General features: G+C 71.0%; 17 protein-coding genes. 15 read left to right on the forward strand and 2 right to left on the reverse strand.

Going from position 1 to position 19,970, the window contains the following annotated elements; all coding sequences use genetic code 11:
• The first annotated feature begins 116 nt into the window (after window positions 1–116).
• The 7 genes from pyrR to pyrF all read left to right on the forward strand — a co-directional run bounded on the left by pyrR (window position 117) and on the right by pyrF (window position 8,941).
• Window positions 117–701 (forward strand): bifunctional pyr operon transcriptional regulator/uracil phosphoribosyltransferase PyrR, encoded by a 585-nt coding sequence (pyrR, locus tag CSR00_RS09165; RefSeq protein ID WP_099022100.1) that lies wholly within the window; start codon window positions 117–119, stop codon window positions 699–701.
• Window positions 698–1,666, forward strand: a complete 969-nt coding sequence (locus CSR00_RS09170; protein ID WP_099022076.1) for an aspartate carbamoyltransferase catalytic subunit — start codon at window positions 698–700, stop codon at window positions 1,664–1,666. Before pyrR ends, CSR00_RS09170 begins: the two co-directional genes overlap by 4 nt.
• Entirely contained in the window at window positions 1,663–2,955 is a 1,293-nt protein-coding gene (locus CSR00_RS09175) for a dihydroorotase (RefSeq protein WP_099022077.1), read from the forward strand. The genes CSR00_RS09170 and CSR00_RS09175 overlap by 4 nt, the downstream gene beginning before the upstream one ends.
• Before the next feature lie 31 nt (window positions 2,956–2,986).
• Window positions 2,987–3,532 (forward strand): PH-like domain-containing protein, encoded by a 546-nt coding sequence (locus tag CSR00_RS09180; protein ID WP_099022078.1) that lies wholly within the window; start codon window positions 2,987–2,989, stop codon window positions 3,530–3,532.
• Window positions 3,529–4,671, forward strand: a complete 1,143-nt coding sequence (gene carA, locus CSR00_RS09185; RefSeq protein ID WP_245905911.1) for a glutamine-hydrolyzing carbamoyl-phosphate synthase small subunit — start codon at window positions 3,529–3,531, stop codon at window positions 4,669–4,671. Before CSR00_RS09180 ends, carA begins: the two co-directional genes overlap by 4 nt.
• Before the next feature lie 79 nt (window positions 4,672–4,750).
• Window positions 4,751–8,092 (forward strand): carbamoyl-phosphate synthase large subunit, encoded by a 3,342-nt coding sequence (gene carB / locus CSR00_RS09190; RefSeq protein WP_099022080.1) that lies wholly within the window; start codon window positions 4,751–4,753, stop codon window positions 8,090–8,092.
• A gap of 3 nt (window positions 8,093–8,095) precedes the next feature.
• Window positions 8,096–8,941 carry an orotidine-5'-phosphate decarboxylase gene (gene pyrF, locus CSR00_RS09195; RefSeq protein WP_099022081.1) on the forward strand — a complete coding sequence of 282 codons (846 nt, stop codon included), beginning with the start codon at window positions 8,096–8,098 and terminating at the stop codon, window positions 8,939–8,941.
• Between the two features lie 100 nt (window positions 8,942–9,041).
• Here pyrF and CSR00_RS09200 read toward each other — a convergent pair whose 3' ends face one another.
• Entirely contained in the window at window positions 9,042–9,347 is a 306-nt protein-coding gene (locus tag CSR00_RS09200; RefSeq protein ID WP_099022082.1) for a hypothetical protein, read from the reverse strand.
• 953 nt (window positions 9,348–10,300) lie between these two features.
• On the opposite strand from CSR00_RS09200, the gene mihF reads away from it, so the two are divergent.
• From mihF to metK, 5 genes are all read left to right on the forward strand, one after another.
• Window positions 10,301–10,618, forward strand: coding sequence for an integration host factor, actinobacterial type (mihF, locus tag CSR00_RS09205; RefSeq protein ID WP_099022083.1), 318 nt, complete (start codon window positions 10,301–10,303; stop codon window positions 10,616–10,618).
• A gap of 6 nt (window positions 10,619–10,624) precedes the next feature.
• On the forward strand, window positions 10,625–11,245 hold the full coding sequence (gmk, locus tag CSR00_RS09210) for a guanylate kinase (RefSeq protein WP_099022084.1): 621 nt from the start codon (window positions 10,625–10,627) through the stop codon (window positions 11,243–11,245).
• A gap of 138 nt (window positions 11,246–11,383) precedes the next feature.
• A complete protein-coding gene (rpoZ, locus tag CSR00_RS09215) occupies window positions 11,384–11,710 on the forward strand; it encodes a DNA-directed RNA polymerase subunit omega (RefSeq protein WP_099022085.1) in 327 nt (108 codons plus the stop codon).
• Window positions 11,711–11,723: 13 nt separating this feature from the next.
• The gene (gene coaBC, locus CSR00_RS09220; RefSeq protein WP_099022086.1) at window positions 11,724–12,962 is read left to right on the forward strand and encodes a bifunctional phosphopantothenoylcysteine decarboxylase/phosphopantothenate--cysteine ligase CoaBC; all 1,239 of its coding nucleotides are present in this window, start codon (window positions 11,724–11,726) and stop codon (window positions 12,960–12,962) included.
• Window positions 12,963–13,102: 140 nt separating this feature from the next.
• Complete coding sequence (gene metK, locus CSR00_RS09225; protein ID WP_099022087.1) at window positions 13,103–14,308, forward strand: methionine adenosyltransferase; 1,206 nt, start codon at window positions 13,103–13,105, stop codon at window positions 14,306–14,308.
• 35 nt (window positions 14,309–14,343) lie between these two features.
• Here the strand turns inward: metK and CSR00_RS09230 are convergent, their stop codons facing one another.
• On the reverse strand, window positions 14,344–15,318 hold the full coding sequence (locus CSR00_RS09230; protein ID WP_099022088.1) for an alpha/beta hydrolase: 975 nt from the start codon (window positions 15,316–15,318) through the stop codon (window positions 14,344–14,346).
• A gap of 58 nt (window positions 15,319–15,376) precedes the next feature.
• Between CSR00_RS09230 and CSR00_RS09235 the strand changes: the two genes are divergently transcribed.
• From CSR00_RS09235 to CSR00_RS09245, 3 genes are all read left to right on the forward strand, one after another.
• Window positions 15,377–16,123, forward strand: coding sequence for a lysoplasmalogenase (locus tag CSR00_RS09235; RefSeq protein WP_099022089.1), 747 nt, complete (start codon window positions 15,377–15,379; stop codon window positions 16,121–16,123).
• A gap of 50 nt (window positions 16,124–16,173) precedes the next feature.
• Window positions 16,174–18,120 carry a primosomal protein N' gene (locus CSR00_RS09240; protein WP_099022101.1) on the forward strand — a complete coding sequence of 649 codons (1,947 nt, stop codon included), beginning with the start codon at window positions 16,174–16,176 and terminating at the stop codon, window positions 18,118–18,120.
• A 31-nt stretch (window positions 18,121–18,151) separates the two neighbouring features.
• Window positions 18,152–19,970 (forward strand): DUF2207 domain-containing protein (locus CSR00_RS09245; protein WP_099022090.1); only part of this gene is annotated, 1,819 nt, incomplete at its 3' end.

A 19,970-nucleotide genomic window follows, 5' to 3' on the forward strand; every position in this document is an offset into this window, starting at 1 on the left:
GGCATGTCCGTGCGGTCCGCTTCGTGTCGGGACCCGTTCGGCTGCTATGCTGCCCGGCAGTTCGACATCCTTTAACGATCCGTTCAGCGAGGCGGAGAAGGAGGTCACGGTTGACCGTGGGCGCCAACAGCGGCAGCGACGACACCGATCGGGAATTGATGTCCGCCGCGGACGTCGGTCGCACCATCTCTCGTATCGCCCACCAGATCATCGAGAAGACCGCGCTGGACGGTGCCGAGGCGCCGCGCGTGGTCCTGCTGGGAATCCCCACCCGCGGCGTCATTCTGGCCGCGCGGCTGGCCCGCAACATCGCCGAGTTCTCCGGGGTCCAGGTGCCCCACGGCGGGCTGGACATCACGCTCTACCGCGACGACCTGCTCACCAAGCCGCCGCGCCCCCTGGAAGAGACCTCGATCCCCGAGGGCGGCATCGACGGCGCGCTGGTCGTCCTGGTCGACGACGTGCTCTACTCCGGCCGGTCGGTGCGCGCGGCGCTGGACGCCCTGCGCGACATCGGCCGCCCCCGCGCCGTGCAGCTGGCGGTGCTCGTCGACCGCGGTCACCGGGAACTGCCGATCCGCGCGGACTACGTCGGCAAGAACGTGCCGACCTCGCGCAGCGAGAATGTCAAGGTGCGGCTGACCGAGCACGACGACTGCGACGGCGTGCTCATCGCCCCGTACGGAGGACCCGCCCGGTGAAACACCTGCTCACGACCACCGACCTGAGCCGCGACGAGGCCACGGCGATCCTCGACGACGCCGACCGTTTCAGCCAGGCGCTGCTCGGACGCGAGGTCAAGAAGCTGCCGACCCTGCGCGGACGCACCGTCATCACCATGTTCTACGAGAACTCCACCCGCACACGGGTGTCGTTCGAGGTGGCCGGAAAGTGGATGAGCGCCGACGTCATCAACGTCAGCGCCTCGGGGTCCTCGGTGGCCAAGGGGGAGTCCCTGCGCGACACCGCGCTGACCCTGCGCGCCGCGGGCGCCGACGCGCTGATCGTGCGGCACCCGGCCTCCGGCGCCGCCCAGCAGCTGGCGGCCTGGACCAACGCCGCCGGGCACGGACCGAGCGTGATCAACGCCGGTGACGGCACACACGAACACCCGACCCAGGCGCTGCTCGACGCCCTGACCATCCGGCAGCGGCTCGGCTCCATCGACGGCAGGCGGGTCGTGATCGTCGGCGACATCCTGCACAGCAGGGTGGCCCGGTCCAACGTCATGCTGCTGGCCACCCTGGGCGCCGAGGTGGTGCTGGTCGCGCCGCCGACGCTGCTGCCCGTGGGGGTCGGAGACTGGCCGGTGACGGTGTCACACGATCTGGACGCCGAGCTGCCCGCCGCCGACGCGGTGCTGATGCTGCGGGTGCAGGCCGAACGGATGAACGGCGGTTTCTTCCCCTCGCCGCGGGAGTACTCGGTGCTCTACGGGCTCTCCGAGGCCCGGCAGCGCATGCTGCCCGAACACGCCGTCGTGCTGCACCCGGGACCGATGCTGCGCGGAATGGAAATCGCGTCCTCGGTTGCGGACTCGTCGCAATCGGCGGTGCTGCAACAGGTCACCAACGGTGTGCATGTGCGGATGGCGGTGCTGTTCCACCTGCTGGTGGGAGCCGAGCAGGCCGGTCACGCCGGCCCCGAGATGGGGGGAGTGGCATGAGCGTGCTGATCCGGGGTGTGCGGCGCTACGGCGAGGGCGAGCCCGTGGACGTGCTCGTCGAGGACGGCCAGATCGCCGCGATCGGGCCCGGCCTGACCGCCGACGAGCGCACCGACGTTCTCGACGCCGCCGGCCAGGTCCTGCTGCCGGGCTTCGTCGACCTGCACACCCATCTGCGTGAGCCGGGCCGCGAGGACACCGAGACCATCGAAACCGGCTCGGCGGCAGCGGCTCTGGGTGGCTTCACCGCCGTGTTCGCGATGGCCAACACCACGCCGGTCGCCGACTCCCCGGTGGTCACCGACCACGTCTGGCAGCGCGGCCGCCAGGTGGGCCTGGTCGACGTCCACCCGGTCGGGGCCGTCACCGTCGGGCTGGCCGGGACCCAGTTGACCGAGATGGCGATGATGGCCAACGGTGCCGCCAAGGTGCGGATGTTCTCCGACGACGGCAAGTGCGTGCACGATCCGCTGATCATGCGCCGCGCGCTGGAATACGCCACCGGGCTGGGTGTGCTGGTCGCCCAGCACGCCGAGGAACCGAGGCTGACCGTGGGCGCGGTGGCCCACGAGGGTCCGACCGCGGCGCGGCTCGGGTTGGCGGGCTGGCCGCGCGCGGCCGAGGAGTCGATCGTCGCCCGTGACGCGCTGCTGGCCCGCGACGCGGGGGCCCGGGTGCATATCTGCCACGCCTCCACCCGGGGCACGGTGGAACTGCTCGGCTGGGCCAAGGCCCAGGGCATCGCCATCACGGCCGAGGTCACCCCGCACCACCTGCTGCTCGACGACAGCCGACTGCAGACCTACGACGGCGTCAACCGGGTCAACCCGCCGCTGCGCGAGGCCTCGGACGCCCAGGCGCTGCGTCAGGCCCTGGCCGACGGGGTGATCGACTGTGTGGCCACCGACCACGCGCCGCACGCCGAACACGAGAAGTGCTGTGAGTTCTCGGTGGCCCGGCCCGGCATGCTGGGTCTGCAGACCGCGCTGTCGGTGGTGGTCGAGACCATGGTCGTTCCCGGGCTGCTCACCTGGCGCGACGTCGCGCGGGTGATGAGCGAGAACCCGGCCCGCATCGTCGGTCTCACCGACCAGGGCCGCCCGCTGGAGGTCGGGGAACCGGCGAACCTGACCATCGTCGACCCCGAGGCGAGCTGGACCGTCGACGGGTCCGCGCTGGCCAGCCGGTCGGCCAACACCCCCTACGCGTCGATGACGCTGCCGGCGACCGTGACCGCCACCCTGCTGCGCGGCCGCGTCACCGCACGCGACGGGAGGGCCCAGCTGTGAGCCGGCGGGTTCGCGAGGGCAGGTGTCGTGCATGAACACCCCCACCATGGTCGCCTCCCTGGTCTTCGCCGGGGTTCTGGTCGTGCTCATCGCCTGGCTGATCAGCCGGATGCTGCGGGGCTGGCGGCGCCGGGCCGAACGTCAGATCGCTCTGGTCGGGCAGTTGCCCACGCTGCCCGACACGGTCGGGCAGGCCGTGGTCGCGCCCACCAAGGGCCTCTACGTCGGCAGCACCCTGGCGCCGCGCTGGCTGGACCGCATCGCCGCCGGTGACCTGGGCTACCGGTCCAAGGCGGTGATCACCCGCTACCCGGAGGGCATCATGGTGCAGCGCAGCGGTGCCTCGCCCATCTGGATCCCACAGGACTCGATCCTGTTGATCCGCACCGAGACGGGGCTGGCGGGCAAGGTCGTTCCCGCCGGTCGCAACGGCGACGGGGACCCCCGGGGCGGGATCCTGGCCATCCGGTGGCGCCTGCCCTCGGGCACCGAGATCGACACCGGGTTCCGCGGCGACAACCGCGGTGATTATGCGAAATGGTTGATTGGCGGAGCGGATGGAGCCGAGATCGCGTGAGTGAGCAAGCCGTACTGGTCCTCGAAGACGGCCGGGTGTTCACCGGCCGGCCCTTCGGTGCGCTCGGCCAGACCCTGGGTGAGGCGGTGTTCTCCACCGGGATGTCGGGGTACCAGGAGACGTTGACCGACCCGAGCTACCACCGTCAGATCGTGGTGGCGACCGCCCCGCAGATCGGCAACACCGGCTGGAACCACGAGGACGCCGAGAGCCGCGGCGACCGGATCTGGGTGGCGGGCTACGCCGTGCGCGACCCCTCGCCGCGCGCCTCGAACTGGCGGTCCAGCGGCACACTCGAGGACGAACTGCGCCGGCAGGGGATCGTCGGCATCGCCGGCATCGACACCCGGGCCGTGGTGCGGCACCTGCGCAGCCGCGGCTCGATGAAGGCCGGCGTCTTCTCGGGTCCCGCCCTGCCCGACACCAGGGATGCCGCCACACACATTGCCCCGCTGCTCGATCGGGTTCGGGGCCAGGAGTCCATGCTCGGCGCCGACCTGGCCGGTGAGGTCAGCACGGAGGCCGGCTACGTCGTCGAACCCGACGGCGCGCACCGGTTCACCGTGGCCGCTCTGGATCTGGGCATCAAGACCAACACCCCGCGGAACTTCGCCCGCCGCGGCGTGCGCAGCCTGGTGCTGCCGTCCTCGGCGACCTTCGAGCAGATCACCGAGCTCCGGCCCGACGGGGTGTTCCTGTCCAACGGCCCGGGCGATCCGGCCACCGCCGACCACGTCGTGGCGGTCACCCGGGAGGTGCTGGCGGCCGGGATCCCGCTGTTCGGGATCTGTTTCGGCAACCAGCTGCTGGGGCGCGCACTGGGCCGTTCGACCTACAAGATGACCTTCGGCCACCGGGGCATCAACATCCCCGTGATGGATCACCGGACCGGCCGGGTGGCGATCACCGCACAGAATCACGGGTTCGCGCTCGAGGGCGAGGCCGGCGAGGAGTTCGACACCGACTTCGGCCGGGCCGTGGTCAGCCACACCTGCGCCAACGACGGTGTCGTGGAGGGGATCAGGCTTCTCAGCGGCCGCGCCTTCTCCGTGCAGTACCACCCCGAGGCGGCCGCGGGTCCGCACGACGCGGAGTACCTGTTCGACCAGTTCGTCGACCTGATGGCGGGGGACTCATGACCGCGAGCGCTCACCTGGGAACAGGTTTGACGGCGTGTCGCGTACCGGGATGCGCGCTCGCGCAGGAAGCGGGTAACTGATGCCACGCCGTACCGACATCAACCACGTCCTGGTCATCGGCTCCGGGCCGATCATCATCGGGCAGGCCTGCGAGTTCGACTACTCGGGCACCCAGGCGTGCCGGGTGCTGCGCGCCGAGGGGCTGCAGGTCAGCCTGGTCAACTCCAACCCGGCGACGATCATGACCGACCCCGAGTACGCCGACCACACCTACGTCGAGCCCATCACCGCGGCCTTCGTCGAGCGGGTCATCGCCCAGCAGGCCGAGCGCGGCAACAGGATCGACGCGCTGCTGGCCACCCTCGGCGGGCAGACCGCGCTCAACACCGCCGTGGCGCTCTACGAGAACGGGGTGCTCGACAAGTACGGCGTGGAACTCATCGGCGCCGACTTCGAAGCCATCCAGCGTGGTGAGGACCGGCAGCGGTTCAAGGACATCGTGGCCAAGGTGGGCGGTGAATCCGCGCGCAGCCGGGTCTGTTTCACCATGGACGAGGTTCGGGAGACGGTCGCCGAGCTGGGCCTTCCGGTGGTGGTCCGGCCCAGCTTCACCATGGGTGGTCTGGGTTCGGGGATGGCCTCCAGCGTCGAGGACGTCGAACGGATGGCCGGCGACGGTCTGGCGGCCTCGCCCAGCGCCAACGTCCTGATCGAGGAGTCGATCTTCGGCTGGAAGGAATACGAGCTGGAGCTGATGCGCGACGGCCACGACAACGTGGTGGTCGTCTGCTCCATCGAGAACTTCGACCCGATGGGTGTGCACACCGGCGACTCGGTCACCGTGGCCCCGGCGATGACGCTGACCGACCGCGAGTACCAGAAAATGCGCGACCTGGGGATCGCGATCCTGCGCGAGGTGGGCGTCGACACCGGCGGCTGCAACATCCAGTTCGCGGTCGACCCGGTCGACGGGCGGCTGATCGTCATCGAGATGAACCCGCGGGTGTCACGCTCCTCGGCGCTGGCGTCCAAGGCCACCGGGTTCCCGATCGCCAAGATCGCGGCCAAGCTGGCCATCGGCTACACCCTCGACGAGATCGTCAACGACATCACCAAGGAGACCCCGGCCTGCTTCGAGCCGACGCTGGACTACGTGGTGGTCAAGGCGCCGCGGTTCGCGTTCGAGAAGTTCCCCGGCGCCGACACCACGCTGACCACCACGATGAAGTCGGTGGGGGAGGCGATGTCGTTGGGCCGCAACTTCATCGAGGCGCTCGGCAAGGTGATGCGGTCGCTGGAGACCGGACGGGCCGGCTTCTGGACGGGTGTGGATCCCGAGGGCGGGGTCGAGGCCGTGCTGGAGCGGCTGCGTACTCCCACCGACGGCCGGCTCTACGACATCGAACTCGCGCTGCGGCTGGGTGCCGCGGTGGAGGACGTCGCCGCCGCCTCCGGCGTCGACCCCTGGTTCGTCGAGCAGATCCACGGACTGGTTGCGCTGCGCGGCGAACTGGCCGAGTCCCCGGTGCTCGACGAGGAGCTGCTGCGCCGGGCCAAGTACAACGGACTGTCCGACCGTCAGATCGCCGCGCTGCGCCCGGAACTGGCCGGGGAGGCCGGTGTGCGCGCGCTGCGCGAGCGGCTCGGCATCCACCCGGTCTACAAGACCGTCGACACCTGCGCGGCCGAGTTCGAGGCCAAGACGCCCTACCACTACAGCAGCTACGAGCTGGACCCCGCCGCCGAGACCGAGGTGGCCCCGCAGGACTCCCGGCCCAAGGTGCTCATCCTGGGCTCCGGGCCCAACCGGATCGGTCAGGGCATCGAATTCGACTACAGCTGCGTGCACGCGGCCACCACGCTCAGTGCCGCCGGGTTCGAGACCGTCATGGTCAACTGCAACCCCGAGACGGTGTCCACCGACTACGACACCGCCGATCGGCTGTACTTCGAGCCGTTGACCTTCGAGGACGTCCTGGAGGTCTACCGCGCCGAACAGGCCTCCGGGGCGGGTGGTCCGGGCGTGGTCGGCGTCATCGTGCAGTTGGGTGGGCAGACCCCACTGGGGCTGGCCGAACGGCTGGAGCGCGCCGGTGTGCCCATCGTGGGCACCAGCCCCAGGGCCATCGACATGGCCGAGGACCGCGGCGCCTTCGGCGAGGTGCTGACCAACGCGGGCCTGCCGGCCCCGCGGTTCGGCACGGCGACCAGCTTCGATGCGGCCAGGAAGATCGCCGCCGAGATCGGCTACCCGGTGTTGGTGCGGCCCTCCTACGTGCTCGGTGGACGCGGCATGGAGATCGTCTACGACGAGGAGACGCTGCGCGGCTACATCACCCGGGCCACCGAACTCAGCCCGGAGCACCCCGTGCTGGTCGACCGGTTCCTCGAAGACGCCATCGAGATCGACGTCGACGCGCTGTGCGACGGCACCGAGGTCTACATCGGCGGGGTGATGGAGCACATCGAGGAGGCCGGCATCCATTCCGGTGACTCGGCGTGCGCGCTGCCCCCGGTCACGCTGGGGCGCCAGGACATCGACGCGGTGCGGCATGCCACCTCCGCCATCGCCCACGGCATCGGGGTGGTCGGTCTGCTCAACGTGCAGTACGCGCTCAAGGACGATGTGCTCTACGTGCTGGAGGCCAACCCGCGCGCCAGCCGGACCGTGCCGTTCGTGTCGAAGGCCACCGCCGTGCCGTTGGCCAAGGCGTGCGCACGGATCATGCTGGGCGCCACGATCGCCGATCTGCGGGCCGAGGGTCTGCTGGCCGCCGAGGGCGACGGTGCCAGCCCCGCCCCGCACGCGCCGATCGCGGTGAAGGAGGCGGTGCTGCCGTTCCACCGCTTCCGGCGCGCCGACGGTTCCAGCATCGATTCGCTGCTGGGCCCGGAGATGAAGTCGACCGGTGAGGTGATGGGGATCGACTCCGACTTCGGCAGCGCGTTCGCCAAGAGTCAGACCGCGGCCTACGGCTCGCTGCCGGCCCAGGGCACCGTGTTCGTGTCGGTGGCCAACCGCGACAAGCGGTCGCTGGTGTTCCCGGTCAAGCGGCTGGCCGACCTCGGTTTCCGGGTCATGGCAACCGAGGGTACTGCGGAAATGCTGCGCCGCAACGGAATTCCCTGCGAAGTGGTGCGCAAGCACTTCGAGGAGCCGAGCCCGCAACGGCCCTCGGTGTCGGCGGTGGAGGCCATCCGGGCCGGTGGGGTCGACATGGTGATCAACACCCCCTACGGCAACTCCGGTCCGCGGGTGGACGGCTACGAGATCCGCGCTGCGGCGGTGCAGATGAACATTCCGTGCGTCACCACCGTGCAGGGCGCGTCGGCGGCCGTGCAGGGCATCGAGGCGGGTATCCGCGGCGACATCGGTGTGCAGTCGCTGCAGGAACTGCACGCCGCCATGGACGGGCACTGAGAGATGGCCGCCGGCCAGGGCGGTCAGGAGCCGGGGTTCGGAGTCCGGCTGGCCGATGCGGTGTCCGCCCGCGGCCCACTGTGCCTGGGGATCGACCCGCACCCCGAACTGCTCGAGGCGTGGGGCCTGCCGCAGAGCGTGGCCGGGCTGGCCGCGTTCAGCGACATCTGCGTCGCGGCATTCGGCGGGTTCGCCGTCGTCAAGCCGCAGGTGGCGTTCTTCGAGTCGTACGGTGCGGCCGGATATGCCGTCCTGGAGACGGCCATCGCCGGGCTCCGGGAGGCCGGCGCGCTGGTGCTGGCCGACGCTAAACGAGGAGACATCGGCACCACCATGGCCGCCTACGCCCGGGCGTGGGTGGGGGATTCACCCCTGGCCTGTGACGCGGTGACCGCCTCGCCCTACCTCGGCTTCGGCGCACTGGACCCGCTGCTGGACCTCGCCGGGGCCACCGGGCGGGGGGTGTTCGTACTGGCCGCCACCTCGAATCCCGAGGGCGCCGGCGTGCAGCGGGCCCGGCTGGCGGGCGGACGCAGCATCGCTCAGGCGATGGTGGACTCCGCCGCCGATATCAACCGGCCGTGGCGTCCCCGGTTGGGTCCGGTGGGGGTGGTCGTCGGGGCCACGCTCAGCGAGGTTCCCGATCTGAGCACGCTCTCGGGCCCGGTCCTGGTGCCCGGGGTGGGGGCCCAGGGCGGCCGCCCCGAGGCGCTCGGCGGTCTGGGCGGTGCGGCGCAGGGGCAGGTGCTGCCCGCCGTGTCCAGGGAGGTGCTGCGGGCCGGCCCGGATGTCGCGGCCCTGCGCACCGCCGGCGAGGCGATGCGCGACGCGCTGGCCTATCTGGCCTGAGTTGCCCGGCCCGAGCGCGGGCCCGGGCAACCCGGCGCCCGCGCTCGGTGACGGGTCGATCACCTCATCACAGTGATCTCGTGGTGTATTGGCAGGAGATTCACAGCGGAATCCAGCGACCCAGGAACCAGAAGCCCCAGCCGTGGCCGTTGCCGGCCGGCATCGGCACGACCTGCTGACCCTGGTACATGAAGGGCTGATGGTCCCGGCGGCCCTGCTCGATACCGCGCTGTCCGGGCGGCGGCGGTGCGGGGTGCCCGCACTGCGGACCGCCGGGCGCTCCGCACGGCGGCCCCGGGTCGGCGGCCGCGGTGCCCAGTCCCACGCCGAGCCCCACGCCGAGGACTCCGGCGAGCCCCACACCGGCCGCCAGTACCGATCCTCCGATCGTGCGCTTGAGTTCCATCACGGCGCCTCCATTTCGTCGTCTTGTTCGGTCTTGATCCAGTGGTGCCCGGGCTGACGCCCGGGCACGACTGAAGTTAGGGATGCGACTTATGCGACGCATGTGGCGATAGTGGGTGTGCGCTGTGCGTCCGGCAACGGAACGTGATCCCCGCGTCGACGAGGCGTGTGACCTGCGGTTGACGTGTCGGCCGGGCCGCCCGACCGTGCCGGTCTGGGCCTGCGTCGGTGGTGTCCGGTCCCGCCCGGCGCGACCACGCCCCATCCGCGGTTTCCGGTGGTCATCGCCTTGTGCTCCGGGCCGTTCTCGGGAAAACGTCGCGTCGCACGCCCAGCGGCTCGCCTGGGCAGCGTTGGACGTCCGATGGCCGATGGCCCGCGTGCCGACGTGCCGGGGCTGCAGCGGCCCGTCCAGGGCGCCACGCGAGGCCCCGGCGCTCGTTCCCGGCGATCGGTCCGCCGCTGGACTTCTCGTCGCCGCTGCCGGGTTGTCGCCCCGCGGTGTCGACCGTGCAGTGCTGCCCCCGGTGCTGCCCCCGGTGCCGCCCCCGCGGGCCGCCAGGGGTGCCGGTGGGTATCGGCCCGGCGGACACGCCCGACACGCCGCGAGGTGTTCGACCCGGGACGGTGTTTCCCAATCGGCCCGCCGAGACGAATGTGACCTGGGTCCGGGGCCGCGGAGCAACGCTGTGACGGTCGGACAAATCACCTGTGACCTGCGCATTCGGCCGGCTTGTGGGTCATCGAGCGTCGGTGGGGCCCGGGCGGGTCCCCGGTTGCGACCATGCCCGGACCGCCCGATGGGATCGGCCAATACGCTGGGCCTTTGTCGGAGCGGGATGGGGGTGGGGTTAGATTTCGTCAGGCAGCCTGGGTACGGTCGGCGTCGCTGGCAGGACTACCCCGGCAGAACAACACACATGGCAACACAGATGGCAATGAGACGGAGGAACCGTGGCCCTTCCCCAGTTGACCGACGAACAGCGCGCGGCAGCGTTGGAGAAGGCTGCTGCCGCACGTCGAGCGCGAGCTGAGCTCAAGGATCGGCTCAAGCGCGGCGGCACCAACCTCAAGCAGGTGCTCAAGGACGCCGAGACCGATGAGGTCTTGGGCAAGATGAAGGTCTCCGCGCTGCTGGAGGCCCTGCCCAAGGTCGGCAAGGTCAAGGCGCAGGAGATCATGACCGAATTGGAGATCGCACCCACCCGCCGGCTGCGCGGCCTGGGTGATCGGCAGCGCAAGGCGCTGCTGGAGAAGTTCGACCCCTCCTAGAGGTCGGTGAACGCTGGCGGGGGACCGGATGGCGGGCACGACGGCGGGTCTTCGGCTGAAGGCCGGGTTGTCGTGCTGTCCGGTCCCACCGCGGTCGGTAAATCGACCGTGGTGCGGTGCCTCAGGGACCGCGTCCCCGACCTGTATTTCAGCGTCTCGGCGACCACGCGAGCGCCCCGGCCGGGAGAGCTCGACGGGGTGGACTACCACTTTGTCGGCCCGGAGGGATTCCAGCGGCTGATCGACTCCGGTGAGCTGCTGGAGTGGGCGGACATCCACGGCGGCCTGCAGCGCTCCGGCACCCCGGCCCAGCCGGTCCGCGACGCGATGAGTGCCGGTCGTCCGGTGCTCATCGAGGTCGACCTCGCGGGTGCGCGCGCCGTCAAGGCCGCGCTACCGGAGGCGTTGACGGTGTTTCTGGCCCCTCCGAGCTGGGCGGATCTGGAGAGTCGGCTGACCGGTCGCGGCACCGAGACACCCGAGGCGATGCGTCGCCGCCTCGACACCGCGCGGGCCGAACTGGCCGCTCAAAGCGACTTCGACGTCGTCGTCGTCAACCGGCAATTGGAGAGTGCCTGCGCCGAATTGGTATCCTTGCTGGTGGGAAACGCGCCGGACACTCCGTGACGGCCTCCCGCCACGCCCCCACACGCCCGGGTGCCGCGCAGGAGCCACGGGGAACACCCTGCGGAAACACCCTGCCGACAAACCTGCCGACACAACCTGCGAACACCACCTCAGCCCGACTTGCCAGGAGAACTCTTAGTGACTAACCCGCACGCTGACACCCTGTCCGCCGCCGAGCAGCTCGAAGCGGGCGGCCTGGCGGCCTTCGAGGGTTCCTACGACACCCCGCTGGGCATCACCAACCCGCCCATCGACGACCTGCTCGACCGCGCGTCCAGCAAGTACGCCCTGGTGATCTACGCGGCCAAGCGGGCCCGCCAGATCAACGACTACTACAACCAGCTCGGCGACGGCATCCTCGAGTACGTCGGACCGCTCGTCGAGCCCGGTCTGCAGGAGAAGCCGCTGTCGATCGCGTTGCGGGAAATCCACGGCGACCTCCTCGAGCACACCGAAGGCGAGTAGTCGGGGCCGCGGCATGGACCGCAAGCGGATCATCGTCGGCGTCGCGGGCGGCATCGCCGCCTACAAGGCCTGCTCGCTGGTCCGCCAGCTGACCGAATCCGGCCACCACGTGCGGGTGGTGCCCACCGCCTCCGCGCTGCGGTTCGTTGGTGCCGCGACGTTTGAGGCGCTCTCGGGCCACCCGGTCCACACCGGTGTCTTCGACGACGTCCCCGAGGTGCCACACGTGCGCATCGGCCAGGACGCCGACCTGGTGGTGGTGGCCCCGGCGACCGCGGACCTGCTGGCGCGCGCGGTGGCCGGCCGCGCCGACGATCTGCTCACCGCCACCCTGCTGACCGCACGCTGCCCCGTGCTGTTCGCCCCGGCGATGCACACCGAGATGTGGCAGCACCCCGCGACCGTCGACAACGTCGCCACCCTGCGGCGCCGGGGAGCGGTGGTGCTCGAGCCGGCATCGGGGCGGTTGACCGGTGCCGACAGCGGACCGGGACGGCTTCCGGAACCCGAGGAGATCGCCACCCTCGCCGAGCTGCTGCTGACCCGCCCCGATGCGATGCCCCACGACCTGACCGGGGTGCGCATGCTGGTCACCGCCGGGGGCACCCGCGAGCCGCTGGACCCGGTGCGGTTCATCGGCAATCGCAGCTCCGGCAAGCAGGGGTACGCGGTGGCCCGGGTGGCCGCCCAGCGCGGCGCCGAGGTGACCCTGATCGCCGGGCACACCGCCGGACTGGCCGACCCGGCCGGGGTGGAGGTGGTCCGCATCGGATCGGCCACCGAGCTGCGCGACGCGGTGTCCAAACACGCGCCGGATGCCAACGTGCTGGTGATGTCGGCCGCGGTCGCCGATTTCCGTCCCGCACAATTCGTGGCGACCAAGATCAAGAAGGGCGCCGAGGAGCCGACCGAGATAGTCCTGACCCGCAACGACGACGTGCTTGCCGGTGCCGTGCGCAGCCGCGCCGAGGGCCAGCTACCCAACATGCGGGTGATCGTCGGGTTCGCCGCCGAGACCGGCGACGCCAACGGCGACGTGCTCTTTCACGCCCGCGGCAAACTCGCCCGCAAGGGATGTGATCTGCTGGTCGTCAACGCCGTCGGCGACGGGCGGGCCTTCGAGGTCGACAACAACGACGGATGGCTGCTGGGCGCCGACGGCGCCGAGTCGGCACTGGAGCACGGGTCCAAGACCCAAATGGCGAGCCGTATCGTGGACGCCGTCGCAGCACTCTTGAGGGACGGGGCCTAAGAGCCCAGGACGCCCACACGGCTTGCGACATCTGCCGGCCGGGGGCAGGCTGCCTGCAGCAACGCGGCCGGACGATACAGTTCGACGGATTGAACGTGAAAGACGCGAAAACAGACGCGAGGCGGAAGGGGAACCAGAACGTGAGTGGTCGGCTGTTCACCAGTGAGTCGGTAACCGAAGGACATCCCGACAAGATCTGTGATGCCATCAGCGACTCGGTGCTCGACGCTCTGCTCGCACAGGACCCGAAGTCGCGGGTGGCGGTGGAAACGCTGGTCACCACCGGACAGGTTCATGTGGTGGGCGAGGTGACCACGAAGGCCAAGGAGGCCTTCGCCGACATTCCCTTGACGGTCCGCGAACGGATCAAGGAGATCGGCTACGACTCCTCGGACAAGGGCTTCGACTACGAGACCTGCGGCGTCAACATCGGCATCGGCGCACAGTCCCCGGATATCGCCCAGGGTGTCGACACCGCCCACGAGACCCGCGTCGGCGGTGCCGCCGACCCGCTGGACTCCCAGGGCGCCGGCGACCAGGGCCTGATGTTCGGCTATGCGATCACCGACACACCCGAGTACATGCCGTTGCCAATTGCCTTGGCGCACCGGCTCTCTCGGCAGCTGACCAAGGTCCGCAAGGACGGTGTGCTCGACTACCTGCGCCCCGACGGCAAGACCCAGGTGACCATCGAGTACCAGGGCAACGTCCCGGTCCGGCTGGACACCGTGGTGCTCTCGACCCAGCACGCCGACGGCATCGACCTGGACGCCACTCTGACCCCCGACATCCGGGAGAAGGTGGTCAACACCGTGCTGGCCGAGCTCGGACACCAGTCGCTGGACACCTCCGATTACCGGCTGCTGGTCAATCCGACCGGCAAGTTCGTGCTCGGCGGTCCGATGGGCGACGCCGGCCTGACGGGCCGCAAGATCATCGTCGACACCTACGGCGGCTGGGCCCGTCACGGTGGCGGCGCGTTTTCGGGCAAGGACCCGTCGAAGGTCGACCGCTCGGCGGCCTACGCGATGCGCTGGGTGGCCAAGAACGTCGTGGCGGCCGGACTCGCCGAGCGAGTCGAGGTGCAGGTCGCCTATGCGATCGGCAAGGCGGCTCCGGTGGGTCTGTTCGTGGAGACCTTCGGCACCGAGACCGTTGACCCGGCGCGCATCGAGAAGGCGATCACCAGCGTGTTCGATCTGCGCCCCGGCGCGATCGTGCGGGATCTGGAGCTGTTGCGCCCGATCTACGCCGAGACCGCCGCCTACGGGCACTTCGGTCGCACCGATGTGGAGCTGCCGTGGGAGCAGCTGAACAAGGTCGAGGACCTCAAGGCCTCGGTTTAGGAGCCGGGTCTAGGGGCCGGGCCTGGAAGCCCGGTCTAGGCATCCCCGCGACGCAGGGCGGCCCGCAGCGCCGCCAGGCCACGTTCGGTGGCCTCGGCGGCCACCGGGGCCGCCAGCGCCAGGCTGACGAAGCCGTGCGACATGGTCTCCTCGTTGGACAGGGTGACCGGCACGCCCGCCTCCTCGAGCAGTTCGGCGTACCTGGCCCCGTCGTCGCGCAGCGGGTCGTGCTCGGCGGTGCCGATGTAGGCCGGCGGCAATCCGGCCAGGCTCTCGGCGTTGGCGGGGGCCAGATCGACGGGCAGCGACGCCGGATCGTCGAAATCCAGTTCGGGCACGTACCAGGTCAGGAACGCCTCGGTGACGTCCCGGTTGAGGATCGGGGCGTCGGCGTTCTCGGTGAACGAGGGCGCCGACATGTCGCCGACGACCACCGGGTACCACAGCAGCTGGAATGCCAGTGCCGGTGCCCCGCGGTCACGCGCCCGCAGGGCCATCACCGCCGACAGATTGCCGCCCGCCGAATCGCCGGCCACCGCGATGCGGGCCGGATCGCCGCCGAGGCCGGCGGCGTTCTCGCCCACCCACTGCAGGGCGGCCCAGGCGTCCTCGACGCCGGCCGGGAACGGATGTTCGGGCGCCAGGCGGTAGTCCACCGACACCACGATCGCCTCGGCGCCCACCGCATGTGCGCGGGCGACGTGATCATGGGTGTCGAGGTCGCCGATCGCCCATCCGCCGCCGTGGTAGAACACCACGACCGGAAGGTCGTCGTGCTGGCCGATGATCGGAGGCCAGTAGATGCGAACCGGGATGTCGGTGACCCCGCCGTGGGAGATGGTGTGCTCCTCGATCCGCATCGCCGGCAGGATGTCCTCGGGCGGGATGACCGCCCGCAGCCGATCGCGGGCCACCCCGACACCGTCCTCGATGGTGAACTCCAGCGGCACCGCGTCCAGCAGTGCCTTGAGGGTGGGATCGATGGGGGGACGGGTGGTGGATTCGGTCATGAGCTCAGATTAGGCGGGCCGACGGCGCCGTCGCCGCCGTCCAGTATTTTCATCCAGCATGGTGGCGATTCCCGGTACGCGCTCGACGTCCGCGACGCGGCGGAAGTGGCTCTGGTGCGCCGCGGCCGCGGCCGGCGCGGGCTACGGGGTGTTCCTGATCGTCGCCGCGTCGGGGTCGCCCTCCGGTGCCGACCTGACGGGCCGGTTTCCCGGACAGCCGGCGATCAAGGCGCTGATGGCGCTGCTGCTGGCCGTGGCCGCGGTGCTGCACCCCATCGCCCGCGAACGACGCTGGCTGGTGGGTGCGCTGGTGTTTTCGGCGGCCGGTGACTTCCTGCTGGCGATGCCGTGGTGGCCGCCGTCGTTCGTCGCGGGTCTGGGGGCGTTCCTGCTGGCCCACCTGTGCTACCTGGGCGCGCTGATCCCGCTGGCCCTACCGCTGGCGGCGGCCCGGCGGGGCCGCGCGGTGACGGCCGCGCTGGTGCTGCTCGCGTGCGCGGCGCTGCTGGGGTGGTTCTGGCCCGCGCTGCGCGATGCCGGGCTGACCGTCCCCGTCACGGTCTACATCGCCGTCCTGGGCGCCATGGTGTGCGCGGCGCTGCTGGCCCGGCTGCCCACCGTGTGGACCGCGGCCGGCGCGGTGTGCTTCGCGGTGTCGGACTCGATGATCGGGATCAGTGAGTTCGTCCGCGGTGACCAACTGCTGGCCGTCCCGATCTGGTGGGCGTACGCGGTCGCGCAGGTGCTGATCACGGCCGGGTTCTTCTTCGGGCGGGCACCGCAGAATCCGGCCGAACCACGGTGACCGGCGCCCGGGAGCCGGCCGAACACGAGCCGATCGCCCGTGTACTGCCGATGCTGACGGTGCCGCACCTCGACCGTGAGTTCGACTACCTGGTCAGCGTCGAGCAGTCCGACGACGCCCAGCCCGGCGTGCGGGTACGGGTGCGATTCCACGGCCGGCTCGTCGACGCCTTCATCCTGGAGCGCCGCTCGGAGACCGACCACCCCGGCCGGCTGGGCTGGCTGGAGCGGGTGGTGTCGGCCGAGCCGGTGCTCACCGCCGACGTGCGGCGGCTCACCGACGCGGTGGCGGCCCGCTACGCCGGCACCCGCGCCGACGTACTGCGGCTGGCCGTTCCGCCCCGTCATGCCAAGGTCGAACGCGAATCCGTTGCGCCGCAGGAGCTCCCGGTGGCCCACCGGCCCGATGCCTGCTCGTGGACCGGATACGGTCACGGGGCCGAGCAGTTCCTGGCTGCGCTGGCCGACGGCCGCGCCGTCCGCGCGGTGTGGCAGGCGCTGCCCGGCGAGAACTGGGCGGACCGGTTCGCTGACGCGGCCGCCGCCGCGCTGAGCGGCAACCGCGGTGTGCTGGCGGTGGTCCCGGATCAGCGCGATGTGGACGCGTTGCTGCGCAGCGCGGTGTCGCGGTGTGGGGAACCCGGGGTGGTGGCCCTCTCGGCCGGGCTGGGGCCCGCCGAGCGCTACCGCCGCTGGCTGTCGGTGCTGCGGGGCTCGGCCCGGCTGGTGATCGGCACCCGCAGCGCGGTGTTCGCGCCGGTACACAACCTGGGGCTGGTGCTGGTCTGGGACGACGGCGACGACACCCTGTCCGAACCCCGCGCGCCCTACCCGCACGCCCGCGACGTGGCGATGCTGCGGGCCCACCAGCTGCGGTGTGCGGCGGTGATCGGCGGTTTCGCCCGCACCGCCGAGGCCCAGGCCCTGGTCGACAGCGGCTGGGCCCATGACCTGGTGGCCGCGCGCTCATCGGTGCGGGCCCGCGCGCCACGGGTGATCGCCCTCGACGACGAGGGTTATGCCGAGGAACGTGACCCCGCCGCCCGCACCGCCCGGCTGCCCTCGGTGGCCTTGCGCGCCGCGCGCACCGCGCTGCACGGCGGCCACCCGGTGCTCGTCCAGGTCCCGCGCCGGGGTTACATCCCGTCCCTGGCGTGCGCGCACTGCCGCGCGATCGTGCGGTGCCGGCACTGCACGGGCCCGTTGTCGCTGAGTGGCGACGGTTCGGCGGCCGTGTGCCGGTGGTGCGGCCGGCTGGACTCGGCCCTGCGCTGTGCCCGGTGCGGATCCGGGGCCGTGCGGGCGGTGGTCGTCGGGGCCCGCCGCACCGCCGAGGAACTCGGCCGGGCGTTTCCGGGCACGACGGTCATCACCTCGTCGGGGGAATCGATGGTCACCGGCGTCGGTGCGGGACCCGCCCTGGTGGTCGCCACACCCGGTGCCGAACCGCCGGCCGAGGACGGCTACGGCGCGGCGCTGCTGCTGGACAGCTGGGCGTTGCTGGGCAGAGAGGACCTGCGGGCCGCCGAGGACACGCTGCGCCGGTGGCTGGGCGCGGCCACCCTGGTGCGCGGGCGCGGCGACGGCGGCGAAGTGGTGGTGGTCGCCGAATCGGCCATCCCGACGGTGCAGGCGCTGATCCGGTGGGATCCGGTGGGCCACGCCGAAGCCGAGGTCGCGGCCCGCGCCGAGGTGGGTCTGCCGCCGAGCGTGCACATGGCCGCCCTCGACGGCACCCATGACGCGACGGCCGCGCTGCTGGCCGCCGCGGAACTGCCCGAGGACGCCGAGGTGCTCGGGCCCGTCGACCTGCCCGTGGGTGTGCGCCGACCCCCCGGCGTGGACCCCGACGTCGAGGTGGTCAGGATGCTCGTCCGGGTGGAGCGCCGGCACGGACTGGCGCTGGCGGGCACGCTGCGCCGGGCGAGTGCCGTGCTCAGCGCGCGGCGCGAACACGCGCCAGTACGCATCCATATCGACCCGCTGCACATAGGGTGAGTCCGACCGGCCGAGTCGGACGGAGGCGCACATGAGCTTGGGTCGGGTTCTGCGGTGGTTGTTCGCGTCTCTGGTCGTCGCGGCCGCGGTGCTGTGGCCGTTGGTCTTCGGCGGCAGCTCCGAGGGCGGCCCGGTCGCGGATCCGGTGGTCATCACCGACTACCAGGCTCGTTTCGACGTCGACGCCGAAGGCAACCTGCAGGCAACCGAGACCATCACCGCGGTGTTTCCCGGTGGGCGGCACGGCATCTTCCGCTACTGGGATGTGGCCAACCCCAACAGCCCGGGTGTGCGTCAGCGCCCCGAGATCGCCTCCATCACCCAGGACGGCGTCCCCGCGCGTTATCAGCTGCTGTGGCAGGACGACGGCCGGTTCCGGGTCGCCAAGATCGGCGATCCCGGCCGCTACCTGGATCCGGGCCTGCACGTGTACGAGATCCGTTACCGCATCGATGGAGTGCTCGACCCGGGCAGCAGCGGGGCGGGCAGGACCTTCGCCACCGAGCGGGGCGATCCCGACGCGCGGACGGTGTTCTACTGGAACGTCATCGCCCCGGCCTGGAACAACCGGATCGAACGCGCCGACATCGTCGTCTCGATGCCCGCGGAGGTGACCGGCGCCCAGTGCGCGGTCGGCCAGGGGAGCGGCTGGGCGTGCAGCGCCGTGGCCGTCTCCGGTGACACGGTGACGGTCTCGGCCCGTGAACTGCCGCCCCGCACACCGGTGACGGTGCGGGTGGGCGCCGACGTGCCCACCCCGCCCCGGGCCGAGCTGCCCTGGTCGTTCGGCTGGGATGCGGTGCTGGGGCAGTCCCGCGCCGGAGTGGTGTGGGTGGCGGTCCTCACGGCCGTCGGGATCGCCGTGGCCACGTCGCTGAACCGGCTGACCTTCGAACGCGCGCCCGGGTTCCCTCTGCAGTACGCGCCGCCGCAATGGGTGGGCCCGGTCCAGTTCGAATACATCCGCACCGAGGACGTCCCCGGCAGCGGCGTCACCGCGACGTTGTTCTATCTGGCCGAGCGGGGGCTGATCGAGCTGGAGCAGACCGGCGACAAGAAGTGGATCATCCGCGGGCAGGGCCGCGCCGGCGACTGGGACTCCATCGACCCGGTCAGTGTCGCCGTCGCCAAGGCCCTCAAGGTCGACACCCCCGGATCGGTGTTCCGGGCCAACGGCAGCATCTCGGCCGGTAAGAAGCTGACCACGGCCAAGACCGAGATGGACACGGCCGTGCGTAACTGGGCCCTGGACTACGGTCTGCTGGTCAAGCGCCGCGGCGAATGGTGGGTTCGGGTGGCCAATCTGCTGGCCCTGGTCTGGGCGATCATGGCGACGATTCGGTGGGGGTTCCCCGCCACCGTCTGGGTGGTGCCCTTCGCGGTCTACTTCTTTCTGTCCGCACGCAGCTGGCGCGCCGGGGTGGGTACCCGCCGCACCGCGCAGGGGCGTGAATTGTGGTCACGTGTCGGCGGATTCCACCGACTGCTGGCCACCGATTCCGCCGAGGACCGCTTCGACTTCGGGGCCCGTCGCGAGCTGTACACCGCCTACGTGCCCTTCGCCGTGGCCTGCGGCTCCGCCGCGTTGTGGGCACAGAAGTACCAGGCGGCCACCGGGATGCCCGCACCGCAACCGGACTGGTATCACAGCAGGTCCACCGATTCCGGTCACGGTTTCACCGCCGGTCCCGGCGGATCGGGTTTCGACAGTTTCGAGTCGGCGCTGTCGTCGTCGATCGGCGCCTACACCGCCTCCCAGCGCTCGTCGTCGTCCTCCTCCGGCAGCAGCGGGGGCGGTGGCGGGTCTCTTATACCCATCCTACGCTGCCGACGATACCCCTTGTATACAA

The sequence above is a fragment of the Mycolicibacterium palauense genome (assembly GCF_002592005.1).
Taxonomy (GTDB): Bacteria; Actinomycetota; Actinomycetes; order Mycobacteriales; family Mycobacteriaceae; genus Mycobacterium; species Mycobacterium palauense.

What these genes read in the sequence shown, in the direction of transcription:
- coaBC (WP_099022086.1), top strand. Translation starts at nt 11,724, where the DNA reads ATGGACCGCAAGCGGATCATCGTCGGCGTCGCGGGCGGCATCGCCGCC.
- CSR00_RS09230 (WP_099022088.1), bottom strand. Translation starts at nt 15,318, where the DNA reads ATGACCGAATCCACCACCCGTCCCCCCATCGATCCCACCCTCAAGGCA.
- carB (WP_099022080.1), top strand. Translation starts at nt 4,751, where the DNA reads ATGCCACGCCGTACCGACATCAACCACGTCCTGGTCATCGGCTCCGGG.
- CSR00_RS09200 (WP_099022082.1), bottom strand. Translation starts at nt 9,347, where the DNA reads ATGGAACTCAAGCGCACGATCGGAGGATCGGTACTGGCGGCCGGTGTG.
- pyrF (WP_099022081.1), top strand. Translation starts at nt 8,096, where the DNA reads ATGGCCGCCGGCCAGGGCGGTCAGGAGCCGGGGTTCGGAGTCCGGCTG.
- CSR00_RS09180 (WP_099022078.1), top strand. Translation starts at nt 2,987, where the DNA reads ATGAACACCCCCACCATGGTCGCCTCCCTGGTCTTCGCCGGGGTTCTG.
- CSR00_RS09175 (WP_099022077.1), top strand. Translation starts at nt 1,663, where the DNA reads ATGAGCGTGCTGATCCGGGGTGTGCGGCGCTACGGCGAGGGCGAGCCC.
- CSR00_RS09235 (WP_099022089.1), top strand. Translation starts at nt 15,377, where the DNA reads ATGGTGGCGATTCCCGGTACGCGCTCGACGTCCGCGACGCGGCGGAAG.
- CSR00_RS09240 (WP_099022101.1), top strand. Translation starts at nt 16,174, where the DNA reads ATGCTGACGGTGCCGCACCTCGACCGTGAGTTCGACTACCTGGTCAGC.